Source organism: Denitrobacterium detoxificans, assembly GCF_001643775.1.
Classification (GTDB): Bacteria; Actinomycetota; Coriobacteriia; order Coriobacteriales; family Eggerthellaceae; genus Denitrobacterium; species Denitrobacterium detoxificans.
This window is the reverse complement of sequence record NZ_CP011402.1, coordinates 1,922,932-1,943,472: the sequence shown is the minus strand read 5'-3', so window position 1 is coordinate 1,943,472 and position 20,541 is coordinate 1,922,932. Positions and strand designations below refer to the sequence as shown.

Here is a 20,541-nt window from a genome sequence, read left to right as displayed (position 1 = left end):
AGGAATGACGATGACTGATGCAAGTAAACCAAGCCCGAAGCCCATTGCCATCTTCGAGCGCACGGAAAAGAAGTACGTGATCACGCGTCGTCAGTTCGACCTGCTCATGCAGGCGATTGGCGATAAGCTCCGTGACGACCAGTACGCGCGCAGCACGATTTCGAGCCTGTATTTCGATACGATGGAAGACACGCTCATCAATCGTTCCATGGAAAAGCCCTTCTACAAGGAGAAGCTGCGCATTCGGTCGTACGGTCCCGCAGCGGCGAGCGACCTGGTGTTCGTGGAGCTCAAGAAGAAGTTCGACGGCATCGTGTACAAGCGTCGCGTGCAGCTTCCGCGCGACTTGGCCATCGCCTATATGCAAGGTGATGTGTCGTACCGGGAGGCCGTGCGCGTGGCGGCAAGTTTTGGCGCGCTGGATGCCGAGGAGGCGCTGTCTCCCAGCAAGTTGCAGACAGTGCGCGAAATCGACGCCACCATTGCGCGCTACCCGAAGCTGCGTCCGCGCATCATGGTCGTGGTGAATCGCCTGTCCCTGAAGAGCATCGACGGCAGCAACATTCGCTTCACCTTCGGCTTCAACGCGCGGTGGCGTCATCAGAACCTGACGTTTGACCAGGGAGAAGGCGGCCATCTCATCTATGGCGAAGATGAGCGCAACATCATCCTGGAGATCAAATGCCAGAAGGCGTACCCCCTGTGGCTGGTGCGCGCGTTGTCCAACTTGCGGATGTATCCGCAGCCCTGTTCGAAGATTGCGGGCGCCTATACGGCCCTTGTGCCGGTGGCCCAGGTGGGTGGCAAGCGCGTTCCCATCTACCAGAAGCAGCCGCTTGAACGCATTCAGACGAAAGACCGATACGGCGCGCCTGTCGCGCGTCGCGTGAAAGGAGCTCATTGTGCTTGATTCCCTGTTCACCAGCGTGCTAACCGCTAGCACCGATTCGACGGCTGCGGCAATGTCCGGCGTCGATTTCTTCCTCTGCTCGGCCGTCTCGCTCGTGCTTGGCGTGGCGATCGCGTTCATCTATATGTTCAAGCACTCGTATTCGAAGAGCTTCGTTGTGACGCTCGCCCTGCTGCCCATCATCGTGCAGATGGTAATCAGCCTGGTGAACGGCAACATTGGCGCCGGCATTGCCGTTATGGGCGTGTTCAATTTGGTGCGTTTCCGCAGTATTCCGGGTAGCGCAAAGGACATCGGCTCGGTGTTCCTGGCCATGGCAGTGGGCCTGGCTACGGGCATGGGCTACCTGGCGCTGGCGTGCGTGTTCACGGTCATCGTGGCCATCGCGAACATCGTATTCGTGCTTTCCCCGCTGGGCAGCCAGATGGGCGAACGCGTGGAGCGTGCCCTTACCGTTACCATCCCCGAGGACATTGACTACACGAACCTCTTCGACGACCTGTTTGAGCGCTTCACTTCCAAGCACGAACTCGTCAATACCCGTACTACCAACATGGGCAGCCTGTACAAGTTGGAATACCTTGTCACGCTGAAGGATGCGCGCGCAGAGAAGACGCTGCTCGATGCCATCCGCACGCGTAACGGCAATCTGACCGTCCAATGCGGTAGGCCCACCATGTTCCAGGAAAGGCTCTAACAATGACTACACCCAAACACGCTCGCTCTGGGTATTCGATGTCGGATACCAGTGCGCAGCCGCAGGACCGCTCGAGCGGCGCGTGGCATGAGCACGAATCGGCGAGTACGTACCCCACGGTGGATTCCCCACAGTTTCATGCGATGGGGGCAAGCCGCCGGTTTGCAAACCGTACGCCTGTTGCGCGGAAGCGCACGGTGCGCGATCGCCTTAACGCGCTTGCGCACCCCGTGCGCGCCATGGCCGTGGCCGGTCTCACGTTGGCCCTGGTTGGCGTGGTGGGATGCTCCGCTCTCTCGTCGCTTGCGTCGAGCAGCGATTCCAGCTCGTCCACGAGTTCGACCACCACGACGGAAAGTACGGCGACGCATGCCAAGGAAGCCGTTGCCGCCGATACTGCGTCGATGACGTTCGAGTATTCCAATCGCGATAGCGATGCCAGCTACGATGCATCGAGTGCCACGACTATCACGCTTGGCGATTCCTCTGCCACGGTAAGTGGGTCGGGTGCTACGGCCGATGGCTCCACGGTGACCATCACCACTGCTGGTACGTACGTTATCTCGGGTAGCGCAAGCGATGCCCAGATCGTGGTGGCTGCGGCGGACGACGAAAAGGTGCAGCTGGTACTTGATGGCGTGACCATGAGTTGCTCCAGCGGGCCGTGCATTAACGTGCAAACCGCTGACAAGGTGTTCATTACGCTCGATAGCGGTTCCACCAACACGCTTTCCGATGGCAGCGGCTGGACTCTGACGGGTGAGGATGGCGAACCGAATGCCACCATCTACAGCGAATGCGACCTTACGATCAACGGCAGTGGATCGCTTACGGTGAATGCCACGGTGAACCACGGCATCTCCAGCAAGAACGACCTTACCATCACGGGTGGCACGATTGACGTTACCTCGGTGGGCGATGGCCTGCATGGCAAGGATAGCGTGCAAATCGCCGATGGCGATATCACCATCGATTCTCAGTCCGATGGCATCAAGTCCACGGAAACGGACGAAGATGACAAGGGCTATGTCTCCATCGATGGCGGCACGATTGCCATTACCGCAGTTGACGATGGCATTCAAGCGAGCAAGCTCGTACGCATTGCCGGTGGCGAGCTGGAGATTGACGTCGAGGGCGACGCCATTCACGGCGACTACGATGTGCAGATTGCGGATGGCGAGCTGGTCATCAACGCAGGTGACGACGGCGTGCATGCCGAGTACAACCTGAGTATCGAGGGCGGTCAGACCACGGTCGAGACGAGCGTCGAGGGCCTGGAAGGCCAGTGCGTGGAGATCTCGGGCGGTGAGAACCTGGTGTATTCCAGCGATGATGGCATCAATGCCGCGACCGCCACTACCGATACCGCGACGACCGATGCTACTGCCACGACCGCAACGAGCACAGCCGCAACGTCCGATAGCACCCAGACGACGGGTGAGGCCCCCCAGGCGCCGAGCGGCGACGCAGCGGGTGGCACGGCTCCTTCGGGTGACATGCCAAGCGGCGAAGCTCCTAGTGGCGAGCTTCCCAGTGACGCGGGTGGTACGCCCCCCGATGCCTCCGGCTCTACCGGTGGCGACATGGCTGGCGGAAATGCCGGAGGCGGCATGGCTGGCGCGTCGAGCGCCTGCAACATCACGATTTCCGGTGGCTCCACCACGCTTGTCTGCACTGATGATGGCGACAGCATGGACTCCAACGGCAATATCGAAATGACCGCGGGCGAGCTGTATATCTCGGGCGTATCGGGCGGCGATAATGGCGCTATCGACTATGAGTCCACGGCTACGATTACGGGCGGAACGGCGTTCGTCGTGGGCAACTCGGGCATGGACGGTGCGTTCACCAGCGATAGCACGCAGCCCTTCATTGCGGTAAGCGCCAGCGGGCAGGCCGGCTCGACGGTTACCGTGGAAGACTCCTCGGGCAATGTGGTGGCTAGCTATACCTCGGTCAATGGATTCAGCTATGTAGTCGTTTCCAACGCAAGCCTGGTGGATGGCCAAGAGTACACCATCTTGGTGAATGGCCAGGAAGCTACCACGGCAACGGCCAGTACCGAGGCTGCTACGACGACCATGGGCTCTGGTGGCGGCATGGCTGGCGGTAATGGCGGCGGCGGATTTGGCGGTCGCGGTGGTGGCGACATGGCCAATGGCGGTGCTTCTTCGGGGCAGGGCCAGCAGTCCGGCACGACGCAGACGACTACCGTATAGCGTCTCCTTGCATAATGCGGGGCGGGGAGGAGCGCCCCGCATGCTTGGGCGGTTGACCTTGGGGTCAACCGCCTTTTTGCGTCCTTTTTCGGCAAAAAGCCAGCCCGATATGCTGGCATCGCGTACAATGGTCTGGTTACATCGGTAACAGTATGACCTTTCCTTAAGGAGGAACCACATGCCAAGCATTACTCGTGATCAGGTGAAAGTCCCTGCCGACGTTATGCCTGAGGTCCGTGAAACCTACATCGACAACTATCTGAAGGCAACCCGCAACACCGGTCGCCTCATGCTGTTCGCCTGCGACCAGAAGATGGAGCACCTGAACGGCGACTTCTACGGCGAGGGCATCGATCCCTCCGATAACGATCCCGAGCATCTGTTCCAGATTGGCCAGGAAGGCGTCATTGGCGTTCTGGCTGGTCAGCGTGGCCTTATTGCTCGCTATGCTCCCGATTACCCGGAAATCAACTTCCTGGTGAAGATGAACTCCAAGACGAACCTGGTGAAGACGGCTCAGGACGATCCGTATTCTCCCCAGCTGCACGACCTGGAAGCCGTTCTGGCCATGCGCGAGGCTGGCGTCAACATCGTGGGCCTTGGCTACACCATCTACCTGGGCAGCGAATATGAATCCACCATGCTGGCCGAGGCTGGCGAGCTCATCGCTCAGGCTCATGCAAATGGCCTGATCGTGGTCCTGTGGATCTATCCTCGCGGCAAGGCCGTTGCCGACGAGAAGGCCCCCGCGCTCATCGCTGGCGCTGCTGGTGCCGCCCTGTGCCTGGGTGCCGACTTCGTGAAGGTCAACCCTCCGAAAGACACCGAGGAAGCTACCAGCGCCCAGAGCCTGGCCATCGCTTCCCAGGCTGCTGGCCGCACCGGCCTGGTGTGCGCTGGCGGTTCCAAGGCCGACGCCAAGGAGTTCCTGTCCAACCTGTACGATCAGATTCATGTGGGCGGCGCCTGCGGTAACGCCACGGGCCGCAACATCCACATGCGTTCGCTGGAAGAGGCCGTGCGCCTCACGAAGGCCATCAGCGCCATCACGCTGGCCGACTACGAGGTCGACGACGCTCTGGCCGTTTACAACGGCGAAGCCGATTTCGCGCTGTAGTTTAGCTTCATAGCGTATGGGGCAACTAGCTCATGCTAGCTGCCCCTTCTTGTATTCAGGGGCGTTTCAGGTTCGTTGATACAATAGGGATGTATATGTATGAGGGGAAAGGACCGACATGCAAATACTGGTTGTAGAAGACGACATCCGCCTTGCTGATGCCCTTGCCACTATCCTGCGTAACAATGACTATCAGGTTGACGTGGTGAACGATGGCGAAGAGGGCCTGTATTACGCCCAGAGCGGCATCTACGACTGCATCGTGCTCGACGTGATGCTTCCCCATAAGGACGGATTCGAGATTTCGCAGCAGCTGCGTCGCGAGAAGAATCCCGTGCCCATTCTCATGCTCACTGCCCGCAGCGCCATCGCCGACAAGGTGGGTGGCCTGGACAGCGGCGCCGACGATTACATGACCAAGCCCTTTGCCCCCGTGGAACTTCTTGCGCGCATTCGTTCGCTTACGCGCAGGCAGGGCGATGTGGTGTTCGAGTCGTTGGACTTCGGCAACGTGAAGCTCGATCTGGATACGTGCGAGCTTTCGTGTGGCGCGAAGAGCATTCGCCTTTCGCAGAAGGAATTCTCCATCATGAAAATCCTGCTGGCGAATCCCTCGCGCGTTACGTCAAAGGAAACGCTTATTACCAAGGTGTGGGGCTACGATTCCTCTGCGGAAGACAATAACGTGGAAGCGTACATTTCCTTTCTGCGCAAGAAGCTCGATTTCGTGGGTTCGTCCGTGCATATCGAAACGCTTCGCAAGCTTGGCTATCGCCTAAGGGACGACAATGGTGAAGACGCATAAGAAACGCAAGGGGAACACGGCGTTCGAAGGCTTTCGCCGGAAGTTCGTCGTTACGAACATGGCGTTCGTGCTCGTCGTTTTGGTGGCGGTGCTTTCTGCCGTGGGCGTGGCCAATTATTCGCAGCGCGTAAGCGAAGTGTACGATTCGTTGCAGCATCGCGTGAGCATCGATGTTGCGCAGTCGAAGGCGGGTAATTCTGCTGGCGGAACTACGAATTGGGGGAGCGTACCCCCTGCGGGAGTCGAACCCATTAACGCGGATAACACTTCCGTTTCCGCAGGAAACGTGGGGGAGGGTACCCCCTCGGAACAGACTTTGGAAAATTCTTCGGAAGCAGATTCTGGGCAGAGCGCGCAGTCGGGGAACGCGACGGAAGGTGATGCGTCCCAGCAGCCGTCGGGCGCGGAATTCGTTGACGGCAACCAGATGGGTCGCGACGGCATGGGCAGCCAGATGGTGGCAACGTCGTCGTTTTCCATCGATGCCGAAAGCGGCGAGGTAACCGCAATTTCCGACACGCTTGGCATGGATTCCGATGTGCTCGCGTCGGCTGCTTCCGTTGCGCAAGATGCCCTTGCGGCATCGGGCGAGTCCATGACCCAGGGACATGCCGATGGTCTGGGGTACTACTATCGCATCGAAAAGACCGAATCGGGCTACATGCTTGCTTTTGCGTCCGATACGTACGTAAGCCAGGGAACGCTTTCTCTGCTGGGGCCCTTCCTGCTTGCGGGCTTGGGCGCCTTGGCGGCCTTTTTCGTCGTGAGCGTGCTGCTTTCCAACTGGGCGGTACGCCCCGTGGAGCGTGCGTGGCGTCAGCAGCAGCAGTTCATCGCCGATGCCAGCCACGAGCTAAAGACCCCGCTTACCGTGATCATCGCCAACGATTCCATTCTTGCCTCCCAACCCGATGCCACGGTGGCGTCTCAGATGCAGTGGATCGAAAGCACGGAAACCGAAGCGCGCCTTATGCAGGGCCTGGTAAACGACATGCTCTATCTGGCCCAGATGGAAGATGGGGAGCGAGAGCACGTGCTCAGCCGCTTGGACTTCAGCGACGTGGTGCAAAATGTCGCTCTGCAATTCGAGAGCGTGGCATTCGAGCGCGGCGTGCTCATTGAAAGCAGCATCGTCCCCAACATGGAGGTCAAGGGCGATCAGATGCGCCTGATGCGCATGGTTGCCACGCTGGTCGATAACGCGTGCAAGTACACGGAATCGAATGGTTCGGTGCGCGTTACGCTCGAAAAGCGCTCGCAGGTCTGTCGCCTTTCAGTGCATAACAGTGGTACGCCCATTGCGCCCGATGACTTGCCGCATCTGTTCGACCGGTTCTATCGCGCCGACAAGGCACGTACGTCGGGCAAGGGCGGATACGGTTTGGGCCTCTCCATTGCGAAGAGCATTGCCGAAGACCATGGCGGCACTATTCGCGTAGCCAGTAGCGCCGCGGAGGGTACGACGTTCACGGTGGAATTGCCGCTCGCATAGTAGTCTTGCTTACCTGTTGCAGGCGCCCTGTCCCGTATGGTGGGATAGGGCGCCGTTGCGTTTTCCCAGGTCATATCTGCCGTTTTAGGAGAGGCCGTTAATTGGTCCCTGTGGGGCGTCTTTTCGGGCTGTATTCGTTCATCCATTCTCCATTTGGAGCATGGATTCGCATGCTTTTTAGCAATGGCCAAGCGCTGTACCGCCTGTACAATCCGAATGCCCTTGCGGGTTCCCATCACTACACCACGAGCGCCGAGGAGCGTGACTTCCTGGCGAGCCTGGGATGGCAGAAGGAGGGCGTTGGCTGGTATGGCGTGAAATAGCGTACGTGCGCGGAGCTCCTTTTCGGGTGCGGTTTTCCTTGATGGGGAGCATGCGTGTGATGTTGGGGTGTTCGTCCAACCGGGCTAGACAGCATGACCGATTGGGGTAGAATTACCCATTTAGTAAGGCTGGGCTAACTATAGCCATGTGTATATAAGAGCGGGGTTCGCGCTCCGTTATGCGATAGAAAGCAGGGTATGAACGAATGAATAACGAGTCGATGGTTATGCGCGGCGGCCGCGTTGCCTTTTCCGCCGTTTTGGCTGCGACGTTGGTTGCCGGTACGGCGGGCGTTGCTCCGGTAAGCGTTGCTTCAGCTGCTACGGTTTCCGATAGCACGTACGGCACGCTCGATACCGCTAATCTGCCGAATGGCACGTATACGGTGAGCTTCTCCACCAACCGCCCCGATTACATCGAGGGGCTTTCAAGCAGCGCGGGCAAGGTTTCCATCACGAATGAAGGTTCCAGTAGCCGTCAGTACACCATGACGGTGCCTGCCACGGAAAGCGACGCCGTGTATGGCGTGACCATGACCATCGTTCCCATGAAGGAACTGGGTGGCGGTCCTGTTTCCGCCGATATGCGCATTTACTATTCACAGGCTGTTGACAAGGGTGGCGACACGGGCCAGATCGCAACGTCCGCCAAGGACTCTGGCGTGTCCACCAGCGGTAGCGTTCTTCCCAATACCGGCGACGAGCTGCCCGCGGGTGCCGTGCCTGCTGCGGCCGTTCTTGCGGTTGGCGCTGGCGCCGTTGCCGTTGCTGCGCGTAGGAAGATGAACGAGCAGTAAGCCTGTCTCGTTTTTCGCAAGTTAGTTGCAAAGGAATCAAGCTATGACTCACCGAGTGAAACTCACTTCTCTTGCGGCGTGCGCCTTCGCATGCGCCTTGGTTGCACTCGCCATTGTGTGCCCCCGTGCCGCTTGGGCAAACGCTGCGGTCTACACCGCTACCGCTACGCCTAGCTACACCAACCCCGTTACGGGTGCCGTGGAAGATAGCGGCGGCGAAAGCGGCCAGACCCTGGGTGCCACCATGGTTACGGGCATCGTGCAGCCCGAAGCCTTCGTGCAGGATCAGGGCAACGGCGAAGTACTCGTATCAGTGCGTTTCTACGAGGCGGATCAGATTGGCGATGTTACCGTTGCCGCTAGCGCTGATGGCTCTTCGTATGGTGCGTCGCAGCAGGCGGAAAAGCTTTCCACCAATGCCGAGACCAATATGGTCGACCTGCAGCTTACGGCAGCCAACACCACGCCTACGCTACGCTTTGAGATGTACGTTACGCCCATGGGCCGTTCGGTTACGTTCTTCGTGACGATATCCGACTTGGCCGAGGGCAATACCGCTGGCTTTGCCCAGACCATCGATGTAGACGCGCTGAATGCGGCCTCCGCGGACTCCTCCAGCGCTTCCACGGGTTCCGAATCTAACGCCTCTTCGGAGGGCAGCGTTTCCACCTCGGGCGATTCTGTTAAGGGTGTGTCCGAGTACAACGCCGATGGCAACCAGGTTAAGGACGGCGCTGCCGACAATGGCGCCGACAGCCTGAATTACCCGCTCATCATTGGCATTATCCTGGCTGTGGTGGTCGTTGCGGGCATTATTGTGTACGTTGCGGTGCTGAAGCCGAATCGCGCCAAGCAGGATGCTGCTGCAGCTGCCGCTGCCGCCGCAGCCCGTGGGCCCCATCAGGGCGATCAGGACTAATCTTGCTGTGCATTTCTCGCAGGAAGTTCGTTGGCTGGGCAGCTGTGGCATGTGCCGCGGCTGCCTTGCCTGCGTCGTTGTGTGGGTGCGTGAACCAGCATCCGGAACTCGAAGAGGGCGGTAGTCCCAAGCTCGTTATGACGAGCCCCGCGGGCTTGCATATCGCCGATAAGCTCGAGCTCGATCTTATTGGCATCCCCACCACGACGTCCGACGTCCCCGAACGCTATGCAAACGTTACTCAGGTGGGCACGGCTATGGCGCCCGACCTAGAGCTTCTCGCCAGTATGCATCCCACGTGCGTCATCTCGCCGAATACGCTGCAGTCCGATCTGCAGCCGAAGTACGCGGGTATTCACGTAGGGTGCATATTCCTCGACCTTACCAGCGTTGCCGGTCTGTACGATTCCATTGATTACCTGGGTCGCAAATTCGACCGTGAAGAGCAGGCGGCAGCGCAGCGCGCGGAATATGAGCAGTTCATGCGTGCGTATAATGCCACCATTAGCGACAGCACCGCACCGCGTGTGTTGGTGCTCATGGGCGTTCCCGGCTCGTACATGGTTGCCACGGAAAACTGCTATGCGGGCAGTTTGGTGCAGATGGCGGGCGCCGAAAACGTCTACGCCGGCACTACCGAGGAATTCCTCGATGCCAATACCGAGGACATGCTTTCGCGCGACCCCGACATCATCCTGCGTACCGCCCACGCTCTGCCCGACGACGTGCGTCAGATGTTCGCCCAGGAATTCGAGACGAACGACATCTGGAAGCACTTCAGGGCCGTGCAAGAGGGTAGGGTGTACGACCTTACCTATTCGAACTTTGGCATGAGCGCCACGTTCTCGTACCCCGATGCGCTCAACGAATTGCGCACGTATCTCTATGAAAGCGCCTAGGCGCGGAAACCGGAAGGTAGCATGCATCATCTAGCGAAGAAGAGGCGCCCGCGCGCCGAGGTGCCCAGCACGGCGCGGCGTGTTACGGCGTTTGTCGTAACGGCGGTGGCGCTCATTGCGCTGTTTTTCGTGGCAGTGAACACGGGTAGCTTGAAGGTGTCGCCCGAGCAGCTTATCAACGGTCTGTTCGTGTCGTATGACGATAGCGTAGCCACTATCTACGACCTGCGCTTCCCGCGTATTTTCATAGCGCTGGTGGGCGGTGCTGCATTGGCGTGCAGCGGCGTGCTGTTGCAGGCGGTTATCCGCAACCCGTTGGCCGATCCAGGAATAATCGGTATTTCCGCAGGTGCGGAATGTTGCGCCGTGCTTATAACAGCGTTTTTCCCCATGCTGTTCTACTTCACGCCCATTTTGGCGTTTTGCGGTGGCCTTCTGGCATTCGGCATGGTGTATACGCTTTCGTGGCATGCGGGGCGTATCTCCCCCTTGCGCATCATTCTGGTGGGCGTTGCCGTGAGTGCCATGTTCACCGGCATTGCTGCTTGCCTAAGCGGCTCCACGGGTGGCGTTTCTTCGAGCGTTACGAGCATCGTCGAGTCGAGCATCACCATGAAGACGTGGGATGATTTTGCCACGTTGGCGGGGTACGCGGTTGTTGGCTTGGTGCTTTCCCTGCTTGTGTTCAAGCGCTGCGACCTGCTTTCCCTGGAAGATAAGACGGCGCGCTCTCTGGGCGTGAACGTTAATCTCAATCGCTTGGCCATTTCGGCTATCGCGGTGCTCCTGGCCTCTATTACCACGGCCATCATTGGCCCCATTAGCTTCCTGGGCCTGATCGTGCCTCATTGTGCGCGCCTGCTGGTGGGCACGAGCCACAAGGTGCTCATTCCGTACTCCATGCTCTTGGGTGCGTTTTGCCTGCTGCTTGCCGATACGCTGGGACGCACTATCGTTGCTCCGTATGAGATTTCCGCTGCTGTGATCATGTCGATCGTCGGCGGCCCCGTGTTCATCTTCCTGCTGCGGAGGGCGCGTGATACCTATGGCGCATAACGTTTTCACCGTACAGGACCTCACGTTTGGGTACACGCGCGACAACCTGCTGTTTGAGGATTTGTCGCTCACCATTCGCGAGGGGTGTATCACCACGCTCATCGGTGCGAATGGCTCGGGTAAGTCGACGTTGTTCAATTTGCTTACGAAGAACCTCTCGCCCATGTCCGGTCAGATTTTTCTGCGTGGCGGCAACGTAGCCGACCTGCGCTTGTTCGATTTCGCCAAGCTCGTGGCCATTGTGCATCAGACGAATACCGCTCCTTCCGACCTCACCGTCGAGGATCTGGTTTCGTTTGGCCGCTTCCCGCATCGTCATGGCACGTGCACGGCGCATCGCGCCGAAGCCATCGAGGAAGACGAGCGCTGCGTGAACTGGGCTCTCGACGTAACCAACCTGCAGGACGTGCGCAAGCGCGCAGTTTCTGCCCTTTCGGGTGGCCAGCGTCAGCGCGTGTGGATCGCCATGAGCCTGGCCCAGGGCTCCAGCGTGCTCTTGCTCGATGAGCCTACGACATACCTGGATATTCGCTATCAGCTGGACATCTTGGAACTGGTGCGTACGCTGAATCGCGAATACGGCATGACCATCATCATGGTGCTGCACGACATGAACCAGGCACTGCATTACAGCGACGAGGTCATCGCCCTGGCGCATGGGCGCATCGCCGCCCAAGGTGCGCCCGAGGAAATCGTCACGGGCGAGCTGTTGCGCGAAGTGTATGGCATCGATTTGGACGTGGTGTCCGTGAACGGCAAGCCGTTTGTTTTGAATGTGGGTAAATAGGGCCGCGACCTGCGTGCGCGGTTGTGCGAAGGCGGATGCGAAATGATTAAGACCCGGCTGCTCAAATTGCTGGCAGATTCGAAGAAGTACATCGTTTACCAGGTAATTTGGAAGTGGATTTCGCTCATTGCGCAAATCGTCATCGTTTTTCAGGTGGCTGCGTTGTTGCAGGCGGCGCTTGATGGCGCGCTTTCCGTGCAGGCGGTTGCGCTATGCGCGCTGGTGGTTGTTGTGGGCGTGGCCGTGCGCATCTTTGCGGGACGCGCGGAAACCCGTGCATCGTACCTGGCCAGCGTCGACGTGAAGCGCGTGCTGCGTGACAAGGTCTATCGAAAGCTGCTGCGTCTGGGTGCTTCCTACCGGGCCGATGTGTCCACATCGAAGGTGGTGCAGCTGGCGGTAGAGGGCGTCGAGCAGTTGGAGACGTACTACGGGCTCTATCTTTCTCAGTTGTTTTACGCCCTGCTTGCGCCGCTTACGCTGTTTGCGGTGCTCTTTTTCGTAAGCCCCATGGCTGCAGGCGTGCTACTGGTGTGCGTGCCGTTCATTCCGCTTTCCATCGTGTTGGTGCAAAAGATTGCGGGCCGCTTGTTCAAGCGCTACTGGGGAAGTTACACCCAGTTGGGCGATGGCTTTCTGGATAACCTGCAGGGCCTTACCACGTTGAAGATTTACCAGGCTGACGAAGCTGCTGCCCAGCGCATGGACGAGGAGGCCGAGGATTTTCGCAAGGCAACGATGCGCGTGCTTACGATGCAGCTCAACTCCACGTCGGTTATGGATATTGGTGCCTACGGCGGCGCTGCCCTGGGCATGGTGGTTGCGTTGTCGCAGCTGTTCGCTGGGAACATTTCCGTGGCTAGTGCCACGGCCATCGTGCTTTTGGCTGCTGAGTTCTTCCTGCCCATGCGCCGCTTGGGGAGCTACTTCCACGTTGCCATGAACGGCATGACGGCGAGCGATGATATTTTCGCCTTGCTCGACCTGCCCGAACCTGAATCGAAGGGGGTGCAGGTACCTCAAGGCCCCGTGTCCTTCGAATTCCGCGATGTTTCGTTTTCCTACGTAAGCGAACGCCCCATTCTGCGCGGCGTCTCGCTGGATCTTCCTGCGGGTTCGTTTGTTTCGCTGGTGGGTACGTCGGGGTGTGGCAAGAGCACCATTGCGGGCCTGCTGGCGGGGCGCAACCGCGGGTATTCCGGCAGCATCCGCGTGAATGGCGTAGAGCTCTCGCAGGTAGATGAAGCAAGCCTTCATGAGAACATTACCCTGGTCAGCTGTGATGCGCATCTGTTCAAGGGTACTGTTCGCTCGAACCTCATGCTGGGGAACCCCCAGGCAACCGATGAGCTCATGAATGCGGCGCTTGCTTCGGTGAACCTGCTGGAATTCCTGGAAGAGCAGCAGGGTCTTGCTACGCCCGTGTCAGAAGGTGGCAGCAACTTTTCCGGTGGTCAACGCCAACGTTTGGCCTTGGCTCGCGCACTGCTTCACGATGCTCCCGTGTACGTGTTCGACGAAGCTACCAGTAGCATCGACGTGGAGAGCGAAGAGGACATTATGAGCGTCATCCACGAACTGGCAAAGACCAAGACGGTCCTGCTCATTTCCCATCGCCTGGCGAATGTGGTTGATTCCGACGTCGTCTATCTGCTGCGCGATGGCCGGATTCTCGAACAGGGTACCCATACCCAACTGATGCAGTTCGACGGTGCGTATGCGCATCTTTTCAACGCACAACGAGAGCTCGAGGAGTATGCGACGGTTTCCACCGCGCGCATGGTCGTGGAAGAGGAGGGGGTGCTTGCATGAGCACGCAAGAAGTGTCTTCCAAGCGTTCTTCCGGCATAAGCATCATGGGCCGTCTTATCGGCCTCGTTGCGCCCCTCATGCCCATAATGGTGCTTGCTATCGTGTTGGGCGTGCTGGGTTTCCTGTGCGCCATCTTCCTTACGATTCTGGCGGCGTTGGGCATTGGCGATGTGGCCGCGCAGGCGTTGGGGCAGTCCTCCTTGGGCGGGCCGTTCGTCGCAGATGCCGGCCGATTGTTTGCCGTCATTGTCGTCATCGCCGTGGCCAGGGGATTCCTGCATTACGGCGAGCAGTATTGCAATCACTATATTGCCTTCAAGATGCTCGCGCTCATACGTCACAAGGTGTTCGCACGCCTGCGCTTGCTGGCTCCGGCAAAGCTGGAGGGGCGCGACAAGGGCAACTTGGTTTCGATCATCACCAGCGACATCGAACTGCTCGAGGTCTTCTACGCGCATACCATTTCGCCTATCGCCATTGCCGTGCTCACGTCGCTTGGTATGGTGGGCTTCATGGCATGGGTGCATCCGCTTGCCGCCGTGGTAGCGCTGGTGGCCTACCTTGCCGTTGGCCTGGGGATTCCACTATGGAATGGGCGTCGTGGTGCGCAGCGCAGCTATCGTATGCGCAATGCGTTGGGTGACCTGAATAGCTTTGTGCTCGATTCGCTCTACGGACTCGACGAGACAATCCAATATGGCGGGGGCGAAGTTCGCGCGTGCCGTATGGAAGAGCGTTCGACGGAAATTGCGGGCATGAGCGGGGAAATGAACCGTGTGGTCGCGGGACAGCTTTCGGTGACGAGCCTGTTCATTCAGGTGTTCTCCTGGACGATGCTCTTCGTGATGCTGTCCGCTTTTGCGAATGGTCAGGCAACGTTTGCTCAGGTTCTCGTGGCTACAGTGGCCATGATGAGTTCGTTTGGTCCGGTGACGGCGCTTTCCAACCTTTCGAGTACGCTGAATGCCACGCTTGCCGCTGGCCAGCGCGTGCTTGATCTGCTTGACGAAGAACCCGAAGTACGTGAGGTGTGCGACGCTATGCCGGCAAGCGGGGAAGGGCGAGCCTTGCTCGAAGAGGCGGCGGCGCTGGAAAACGTTTCCTTCTCGTACGAGGGCGAGCGCGTGCTTGAAGGCTATTCGCTGCGCATGCCCCGCGGTCGCGTTGTGGGCATACATGGTCCCAGTGGTTCGGGCAAGAGCACCATCTTGAAGTTGCTCATGCGCTTTTGGGATGCCGACGCGGGCAAGGTGAGCGTATCGGGGCGCGATGTGCGCGAGCTTAATACGTCCGATCTTCGTTCGTTCGAATCGTGCGTTACGCAGCAAACGTGGCTATTCCGCGACACCATTGCCAACAACATTGCGGTGGGCAAGTCTGGCGCTACCCGTGAAGAGGTGGTGGAAGCCGCCAAGAAGGCGTCTCTGCACGAATTCGTGCAAACGCTTCCGCATGGGTACGATACAAACGTGGGCGAGATGGGTGACAATATGTCGGGCGGTGAAGCGCAGCGTATTGGCTTGGCACGTGCGTTTTTGCACAATGCTCCATTGTTGTTGCTCGACGAGCCTACGAGCAATCTCGACTCTCTGAACGAGGCCATCATCCTGAAGTCGCTTCGCGAGCAATATGCGGGCGAAGCGGTGGTGCTTGTGTCGCATCGCCAATCCACTATGGGTCTGTGCGACGAGGTATGCGAGATGCATCCTGCTCACCATTCGTAACGTTTTGGTCTCGTCTGTGAACGTTATACGGCTCCGGTCTGGCCCTTTCACTAAAATGGTGCCATTGGTCGTTCTGAGAAAGGGAGTTCAATATGTTTATCACCACTTGCGATTCCGTTCCCGGCCGTCAGATGGAGGTCCTGGGCCTCGTACGCGGTAATGTTGTCACCTCGAAGCACATTGGTCGCGATGTTATGGCTGGCTTCAAGAGCATTGCAGGTGGCGAAATCAAGAGCTACACCGACATGATGAACGAGGGTCGCGCCATTGCCGAGCAGCGTATGATTCAAGAGGCGGAAGCCCTGGGCGCCAATGGCATCGTGGCCATGCGTTACGCTGGCTCGACTGTCATGGAGGGCACGCAGGAAATGCTCGCGTATGGCACTGCCGTGCGTCTTTCCTAGGCATAACTCAGACATATCGCATGGCATAAGGCTCCGCACACAGCGGAGCCTTTTTCTGTCTATAAGCCTCTGAGCTGGTTATATTACCCTCGTTTATGCCTGCATAATCCATTGCAAATTGCTTCTGGCGCATGGCAAACCTACGCTAGTTCCATCCGGGGTCATACGGGAGGCCCGGTTTTGGAATGGAGGAAAGAATGGAACTTACTCGCAGGAATTTTCTTGCTGGCGCTATGGTTGCCGGTGGAGCTATGGCCGCTGCCATGACGGGCTGCGCGCCTGCAAAGACCCAGAAGGACGAGAGCACTTCAAGTGGCGATACGTCCTCTGCTGTGAAGAGCGAACACAATCCGTCTGAAACGCTTACGTGCGATCTGGTTGTCGTTGGTTCGGGTACGGCAGGTTGCTGCGCTGCTGTTCGCGCGGCTCAGCTGGGCCTCAAGGTGGTCATGCTCGAAAAGAATGCCGTGTATGGCGGTTCTTCGGGCTACGCCGAGGGCCTGGGCGCTGTGAATTCGTACATGCATCGTGAGCAGGGCCTGCAGTTCGATACGAACGAAGTGTTCCTGCGTACGCAGGAATACCATCACTGGGCCGCCAACAGTGCCGTTCTTCATCGCTATATCGATAATTCGGGCGCCACGATCGATTGGTTGCACGACGAATGTGGTATCAACTTCTATCAGGCCACGGTGGTGTCGCCAAACTCGTATCCCAGTTGGCACTTGCTGGCCGACGCGCAGGGTAACGTGGAGCGTGTGCAGAAGGGCCTTATCAATCCCATGGTGGAGCTCGCTCAGAAGCTGGGCGTAGACGTGCGCAAGGAAGCTCCCGCCACGGGGCTTATCGTGGAAAACGACGAAGTTGCCGGTGTGTATTTCCAGGAAGCCAAGAAGGAATACGCGTTGAAGGCGCAGAACGTCATTTTGGCCACAGGCGGCTACAGCAACAATAAGGACCTGGTGGAGGAATTCTGCCATGCCGATTACGACAAGATCTGGAACTGGGGCGCTGCTGGTCGCGATGGCGATGGCATTACCATGGCCCGGCAGGTGGGCGGCGTGCTTCGCAATCCGTCAAACCTCATGTATGGCTCCACGCGCATCCCCGGATGCTCGGAGTTCGAAGAGCCCGCTAACTGGGTGTTTTCCTGGCAGCCTGCCATGCGCGTAAACGAGCAGGCCAAACGCTTCTTCAACGAGGAAATGTGTGCCGACTTTTCCGCCGCGTCGAATGCCATCGTGGCGCAGGAAGCGTGCTATACGATTATGGACCAGGCATACCTGGACCAGCTGTGCGATGTGGGCATGACCATTGGTCTTGTGTCTGTGGGCCATGTCGCGGGCGAGCCCATTCAGGGCGGTCGCCAGGCCGTAGAGGAAAACATTGCCGCTGGTAATGTGTTCCGCGCCGATACGATCGAAGAGTTGGCCCAGAAGCTCGAACTTGATCCCGAGCAGCTGGCCGCAACGGTGAAGGAATACAACGATTGTGCTGCGGCAGGCGCCGACCCCGTGTACGGCACGACTCATTTCGCGCCGTTGGCTACGCCGCCGTTCTATGGCGCTCACATTCAGCGCGCCATCTTCACGAGCGTTGGTGGCTTGGATGTCGATGAGTACCTACGTGTGCTCGACGTCGACAAGCAGCCCATTCCGCATCTGTTTGCACTGGGCACCGATGCCAGCAGCTATACGGGCTTCTGCTATGACGTTGACGTGATGGCTGGTGCCGAGCAGGGTTGGTGTGCCACGGGCGGACGCTTGGCGGCAGAGTTCATTGCTAATGCATAGAGCATATTTGGTATACCATCATGTGCTGACCTTCCCCTCCCGGTCGGCTTGATGATAGGGACGGTGACGCTTTCTGCAGGGCGTCGCCGTCTTGTTATGGAAAGGTGCTTTTATGGATATCTTTCGCATGCGATGCTTCGTGTCCGTTGCGCAGACCCAAAGTCTGTCGAAGGCGTCGCACGAGCAGTTCATCACGCAGCCGGCCATGTCTGCTCAGATGAAAGCGCTTGAGTCGGAAATGGGTACGCAGTTGCTCCGCAGGGGGAGAACCATCTCGCTTACGCCTGCGGGGCAGGTTGCGTTTGAGCGTTTTTCTCGCATAATCGACGAGTACGATGCCGCGCGACGCGCCATCGCTCTTGAGGGCGATCACATGGGCGGTCTGCTGCGCATAGGATTTCATGGTCCGGTGAGCTGGGCGGGTGTGCCCGACATGGTGCGTGCGTACCGTGGGCAGAATCCAAACGTGGAAGTGGATATCGAAATTGATACCTGGAATAACCTAATGAAGCGCCTTGACGATGGCAAGCTCGACGTGGCATTCATGGAGCTTTCGGAAATCGAGGGTCAGTCTGCTATTCTGGCTGATCCTCTGTTCGAAGAGTGCGTATGCGTGGTCATGCCGCCTTCGCATCCGCTTGCGGGCAGGGATACGGTTTCGGTCATGGATATCGTAGATGAACCCATGATGCTGTTCAGCCCCGAAACGTCTCCCCGATTCTTTAGAAAACTTTATGCTGCATTTGAGCGCATTGGCATTCATACTGATAAGGTGGTGCGGGGTAATCATCACGAGGCGACGATTTCGCTGGTGCATGCGGGGTGCGGCATTACGTGCATGCCGCAGACGTTTTGCCGCGAGTATACGGGCATCGCATCTGTTCCGTTTTCCGATTTGGCGACGCATATGCGGTATGGCGTGGCGTGGAATAAGGCGCGCGTGTCCTCGGTGGGAAGCTCGTTCGTCGATTTCGCGCGCGGCTGGGTATGGCCGCAGTGTGCTTAGCGAATGGTGATGGGCTTGCTTTGGTAGGCCACGTGTACGTTGGCGGGGTGGCTGGCGCGCGTTACAGCTGCACGCAGCGTTTCGCCGGGCATGCGGTAGTCGTTGGAATTTTGCGAGATGTGCAGGGCGGCAACATGCTCGAGCCTGTCGCTTAGCAACTCGGCAAGTTCGGCGGCCGATTGCTCGTTCGAAAGGTGCCCTCCGTCGCCCGCGATGCGCGCCTTCACGTAGGCAGGATACGCGCAGGCTCGCAACATGGCCGGGTCGTGATTGCTTTCCAGTCCCAGCAGACGAACGTCGCGCAGCGCTTCGTGCGCTTCTCCCGTCACGATGCCCGTATCGGTCATGAAACCCAGCGCGTCCGTTTCGGTTTCGAAGCGGAATCCGCATGATCCCATGGCGTCGTGCGAGGTGGGGAAGGGTGTGATGCGCATGCCGGCCAGGACAAAGTCGTCTTCGGTTGCCTTGAACGTACGGAAGTCGTGGTTGTTCGCGAGCTCGCGCAGCGTGTTGCTGCCGTCAATGGATGCCTGTTGCGCAAATACCGTGGGGTTTACGCCGCTTTTTGCGAGTTTCCGCAGGCAGACGCCTAGTCCGCTGATATGGTCGGTATGTTCGTGCGTAATGAGGACCGCTTGAAGCTTGCATGGGTCGAATCCGCATTGTTCGCTGCGCTCGATGAGCGCCTTGCCGCTAATGCCGCAATCGATGAGCACGCCCATGCCCGTTGAAGTGTCTTCTACGATGGCCGCGTTGCCCTTGCTGCCGCTGGCCAGAATATGCAGTGCAAATAAACTCATGCGGCATAGGGTATCATGACCCTGTGCGCAACCGTAAGAAGGGGAGTCCGGCTTGCTCGTTTTAATCGCAACTTTGTTTGCTCTTATTGTGGTCATCGGGGGTGTCATCTACGGCATTCGCGTGCTTGTGGTGCGTTCGGGTTTTGGCCGTACCATTCGCCACCTGGTGGAAGAGCAGCGTCTGAGCGACGACGTGCGTCAGGCCATCGACGATGCGCAGAAATGGCGTGATGAGCGCAAGCTCTCCATGCCTCACGTGAGCAAGAAGAAACCACACCTTACGCGCGTGCAGCGTGCGAAAGTGCGTGCTGCGCATATTGAACGTCGCGAAGACTTCCTCGACAAGCTGCACATTGGCTGGTATCAGATAGTCTTGCTGTTCTTTGTGGGTAGCGTTCTGGGTCTTTTCCTGGAAGAGACGTGGATGTTCGTCACGGCTGGGCTTACGCAAAGTCGCGTGGGCTTGGTGTGGGGTCCGTTCTCTCCTTTGTATGGCGTAGGCGCCACGTTGCTTACCGTTATCACGTTCTATATGCGCCGTAAGCACTGCGCTCCATGGCAGGTGTTTTTGGTGGCGTTGGTGGTGGGTGGCTTGCTTGAGCAGATCACCGGTTGGTCTATGAGCACGTTTATGCACGCCTCTTCGTGGGATTACTCGAATGTACCGGGTGCCATAACGCAGTGGGTGGCCGTGCCGTTTCTAGTGTTCTGGGGTGCGTTGGGCCTGGTGTGGTATGTGTGCATCATGCCCGAATTGCTGTTCATCATTGGCGAGCCCACTACGCCCCGTCGCGTGATACTCGTGTCGCTGCTGGGTGTCTATTTGGCGCTCGACGTCTTCATGACGCTGTCGTGTTTCAACCGCGTTGCCGAACGTCACGATGGCATTCCTCCCGCAACGGGCTTCGACGTGTGGATCGATCAGAACTATACCGACGAGTTCATGTCCGATCGCTTTCAGAACATGAACTTTTCCTAGGC

19 protein-coding genes are annotated in these 20,541 nt (G+C 58.5%); 18 read left to right on the top strand and 1 reads right to left on the bottom strand.

Features of this window, described 5'->3' with window-relative positions; genetic code table 11:
- The first annotated feature begins 10 nt into the window (after window positions 1-10).
- The 17 genes from AAY81_RS07940 to AAY81_RS07860 all read left to right on the top strand — a co-directional run bounded on the left by AAY81_RS07940 (window position 11) and on the right by AAY81_RS07860 (window position 18,760).
- Window positions 11-910, top strand: coding sequence for a polyphosphate polymerase domain-containing protein (locus AAY81_RS07940; protein WP_066663682.1), 900 nt, complete (start codon window positions 11-13; stop codon window positions 908-910).
- Window positions 903-1,607 carry a DUF4956 domain-containing protein gene (locus AAY81_RS07935; RefSeq protein WP_066663679.1) on the top strand — a complete coding sequence of 235 codons (705 nt, stop codon included), beginning with the start codon at window positions 903-905 and terminating at the stop codon, window positions 1,605-1,607. Before AAY81_RS07940 ends, AAY81_RS07935 begins: the two co-directional genes overlap by 8 nt.
- A gap of 197 nt (window positions 1,608-1,804) precedes the next feature.
- Window positions 1,805-3,826 (top strand): carbohydrate-binding domain-containing protein, encoded by a 2,022-nt coding sequence (locus tag AAY81_RS07930; protein ID WP_169815806.1) that lies wholly within the window; start codon window positions 1,805-1,807, stop codon window positions 3,824-3,826.
- Window positions 3,827-4,004: 178 nt separating this feature from the next.
- Window positions 4,005-4,943, top strand: a complete 939-nt coding sequence (locus tag AAY81_RS07925; RefSeq protein WP_066663673.1) for a beta/alpha barrel domain-containing protein — start codon at window positions 4,005-4,007, stop codon at window positions 4,941-4,943.
- A 118-nt stretch (window positions 4,944-5,061) separates the two neighbouring features.
- Window positions 5,062-5,748, top strand: a complete 687-nt coding sequence (locus AAY81_RS07920; protein WP_066663659.1) for a response regulator transcription factor — start codon at window positions 5,062-5,064, stop codon at window positions 5,746-5,748.
- Window positions 5,732-7,240: a sensor histidine kinase gene (locus tag AAY81_RS07915; protein ID WP_066663656.1), complete on the top strand. Its 1,509-nt coding sequence runs from the start codon at window positions 5,732-5,734 to the stop codon at window positions 7,238-7,240. Before AAY81_RS07920 ends, AAY81_RS07915 begins: the two co-directional genes overlap by 17 nt.
- 170 nt (window positions 7,241-7,410) lie before the next feature.
- Complete coding sequence (locus AAY81_RS07910) at window positions 7,411-7,563, top strand: hypothetical protein (protein ID WP_156501508.1); 153 nt, start codon at window positions 7,411-7,413, stop codon at window positions 7,561-7,563.
- Window positions 7,564-7,769: 206 nt separating this feature from the next.
- Window positions 7,770-8,360: a hypothetical protein gene (locus AAY81_RS07905; protein WP_066663645.1), complete on the top strand. Its 591-nt coding sequence runs from the start codon at window positions 7,770-7,772 to the stop codon at window positions 8,358-8,360.
- A gap of 43 nt (window positions 8,361-8,403) precedes the next feature.
- Window positions 8,404-9,279 (top strand): heme-binding Shp domain-containing protein, encoded by an 876-nt coding sequence (locus AAY81_RS07900; RefSeq protein WP_082867928.1) that lies wholly within the window; start codon window positions 8,404-8,406, stop codon window positions 9,277-9,279.
- 44 nt (window positions 9,280-9,323) lie between these two features.
- Complete coding sequence (gene isdE / locus AAY81_RS07895) at window positions 9,324-10,178, top strand: heme ABC transporter substrate-binding protein IsdE (protein WP_066665144.1); 855 nt, start codon at window positions 9,324-9,326, stop codon at window positions 10,176-10,178.
- Between the two features lie 21 nt (window positions 10,179-10,199).
- Complete coding sequence (locus AAY81_RS07890; RefSeq protein WP_066663627.1) at window positions 10,200-11,234, top strand: FecCD family ABC transporter permease; 1,035 nt, start codon at window positions 10,200-10,202, stop codon at window positions 11,232-11,234.
- Window positions 11,224-12,021: an ABC transporter ATP-binding protein gene (locus AAY81_RS07885; RefSeq protein WP_066663624.1), complete on the top strand. Its 798-nt coding sequence runs from the start codon at window positions 11,224-11,226 to the stop codon at window positions 12,019-12,021. Before AAY81_RS07890 ends, AAY81_RS07885 begins: the two co-directional genes overlap by 11 nt.
- 42 nt (window positions 12,022-12,063) lie before the next feature.
- Entirely contained in the window at window positions 12,064-13,833 is a 1,770-nt protein-coding gene (locus AAY81_RS07880; RefSeq protein WP_066663618.1) for an ABC transporter ATP-binding protein/permease, read from the top strand.
- Window positions 13,830-15,557 carry an amino acid ABC transporter ATP-binding/permease protein gene (locus AAY81_RS07875; protein WP_066663614.1) on the top strand — a complete coding sequence of 576 codons (1,728 nt, stop codon included), beginning with the start codon at window positions 13,830-13,832 and terminating at the stop codon, window positions 15,555-15,557. Before AAY81_RS07880 ends, AAY81_RS07875 begins: the two co-directional genes overlap by 4 nt.
- 92 nt (window positions 15,558-15,649) lie before the next feature.
- The gene (locus AAY81_RS07870) at window positions 15,650-15,961 is read left to right on the top strand and encodes a YbjQ family protein (RefSeq protein WP_066663613.1); all 312 of its coding nucleotides are present in this window, start codon (window positions 15,650-15,652) and stop codon (window positions 15,959-15,961) included.
- Window positions 15,962-16,158: 197 nt separating this feature from the next.
- A complete protein-coding gene (locus tag AAY81_RS07865) occupies window positions 16,159-17,754 on the top strand; it encodes an FAD-dependent oxidoreductase (RefSeq protein ID WP_066663609.1) in 1,596 nt (531 codons plus the stop codon).
- A 112-nt stretch (window positions 17,755-17,866) separates the two neighbouring features.
- Window positions 17,867-18,760 carry a LysR family transcriptional regulator gene (locus AAY81_RS07860; RefSeq protein WP_066663603.1) on the top strand — a complete coding sequence of 298 codons (894 nt, stop codon included), beginning with the start codon at window positions 17,867-17,869 and terminating at the stop codon, window positions 18,758-18,760.
- On the opposite strand, the gene AAY81_RS07855 is transcribed toward AAY81_RS07860, so the two are convergent.
- Window positions 18,757-19,560 carry an MBL fold metallo-hydrolase gene (locus AAY81_RS07855; protein WP_066663599.1) on the bottom strand — a complete coding sequence of 268 codons (804 nt, stop codon included), beginning with the start codon at window positions 19,558-19,560 and terminating at the stop codon, window positions 18,757-18,759. The genes AAY81_RS07860 and AAY81_RS07855 overlap by 4 nt on opposite strands.
- A gap of 88 nt (window positions 19,561-19,648) precedes the next feature.
- Here AAY81_RS07855 and AAY81_RS07850 point away from each other — a divergent pair, with 88 nt between their 5' ends.
- On the top strand, window positions 19,649-20,539 hold the full coding sequence (locus AAY81_RS07850) for a putative ABC transporter permease (protein ID WP_205630822.1): 891 nt from the start codon (window positions 19,649-19,651) through the stop codon (window positions 20,537-20,539).
- The last annotated feature ends 2 nt before the right edge of the window (window positions 20,540-20,541 follow it).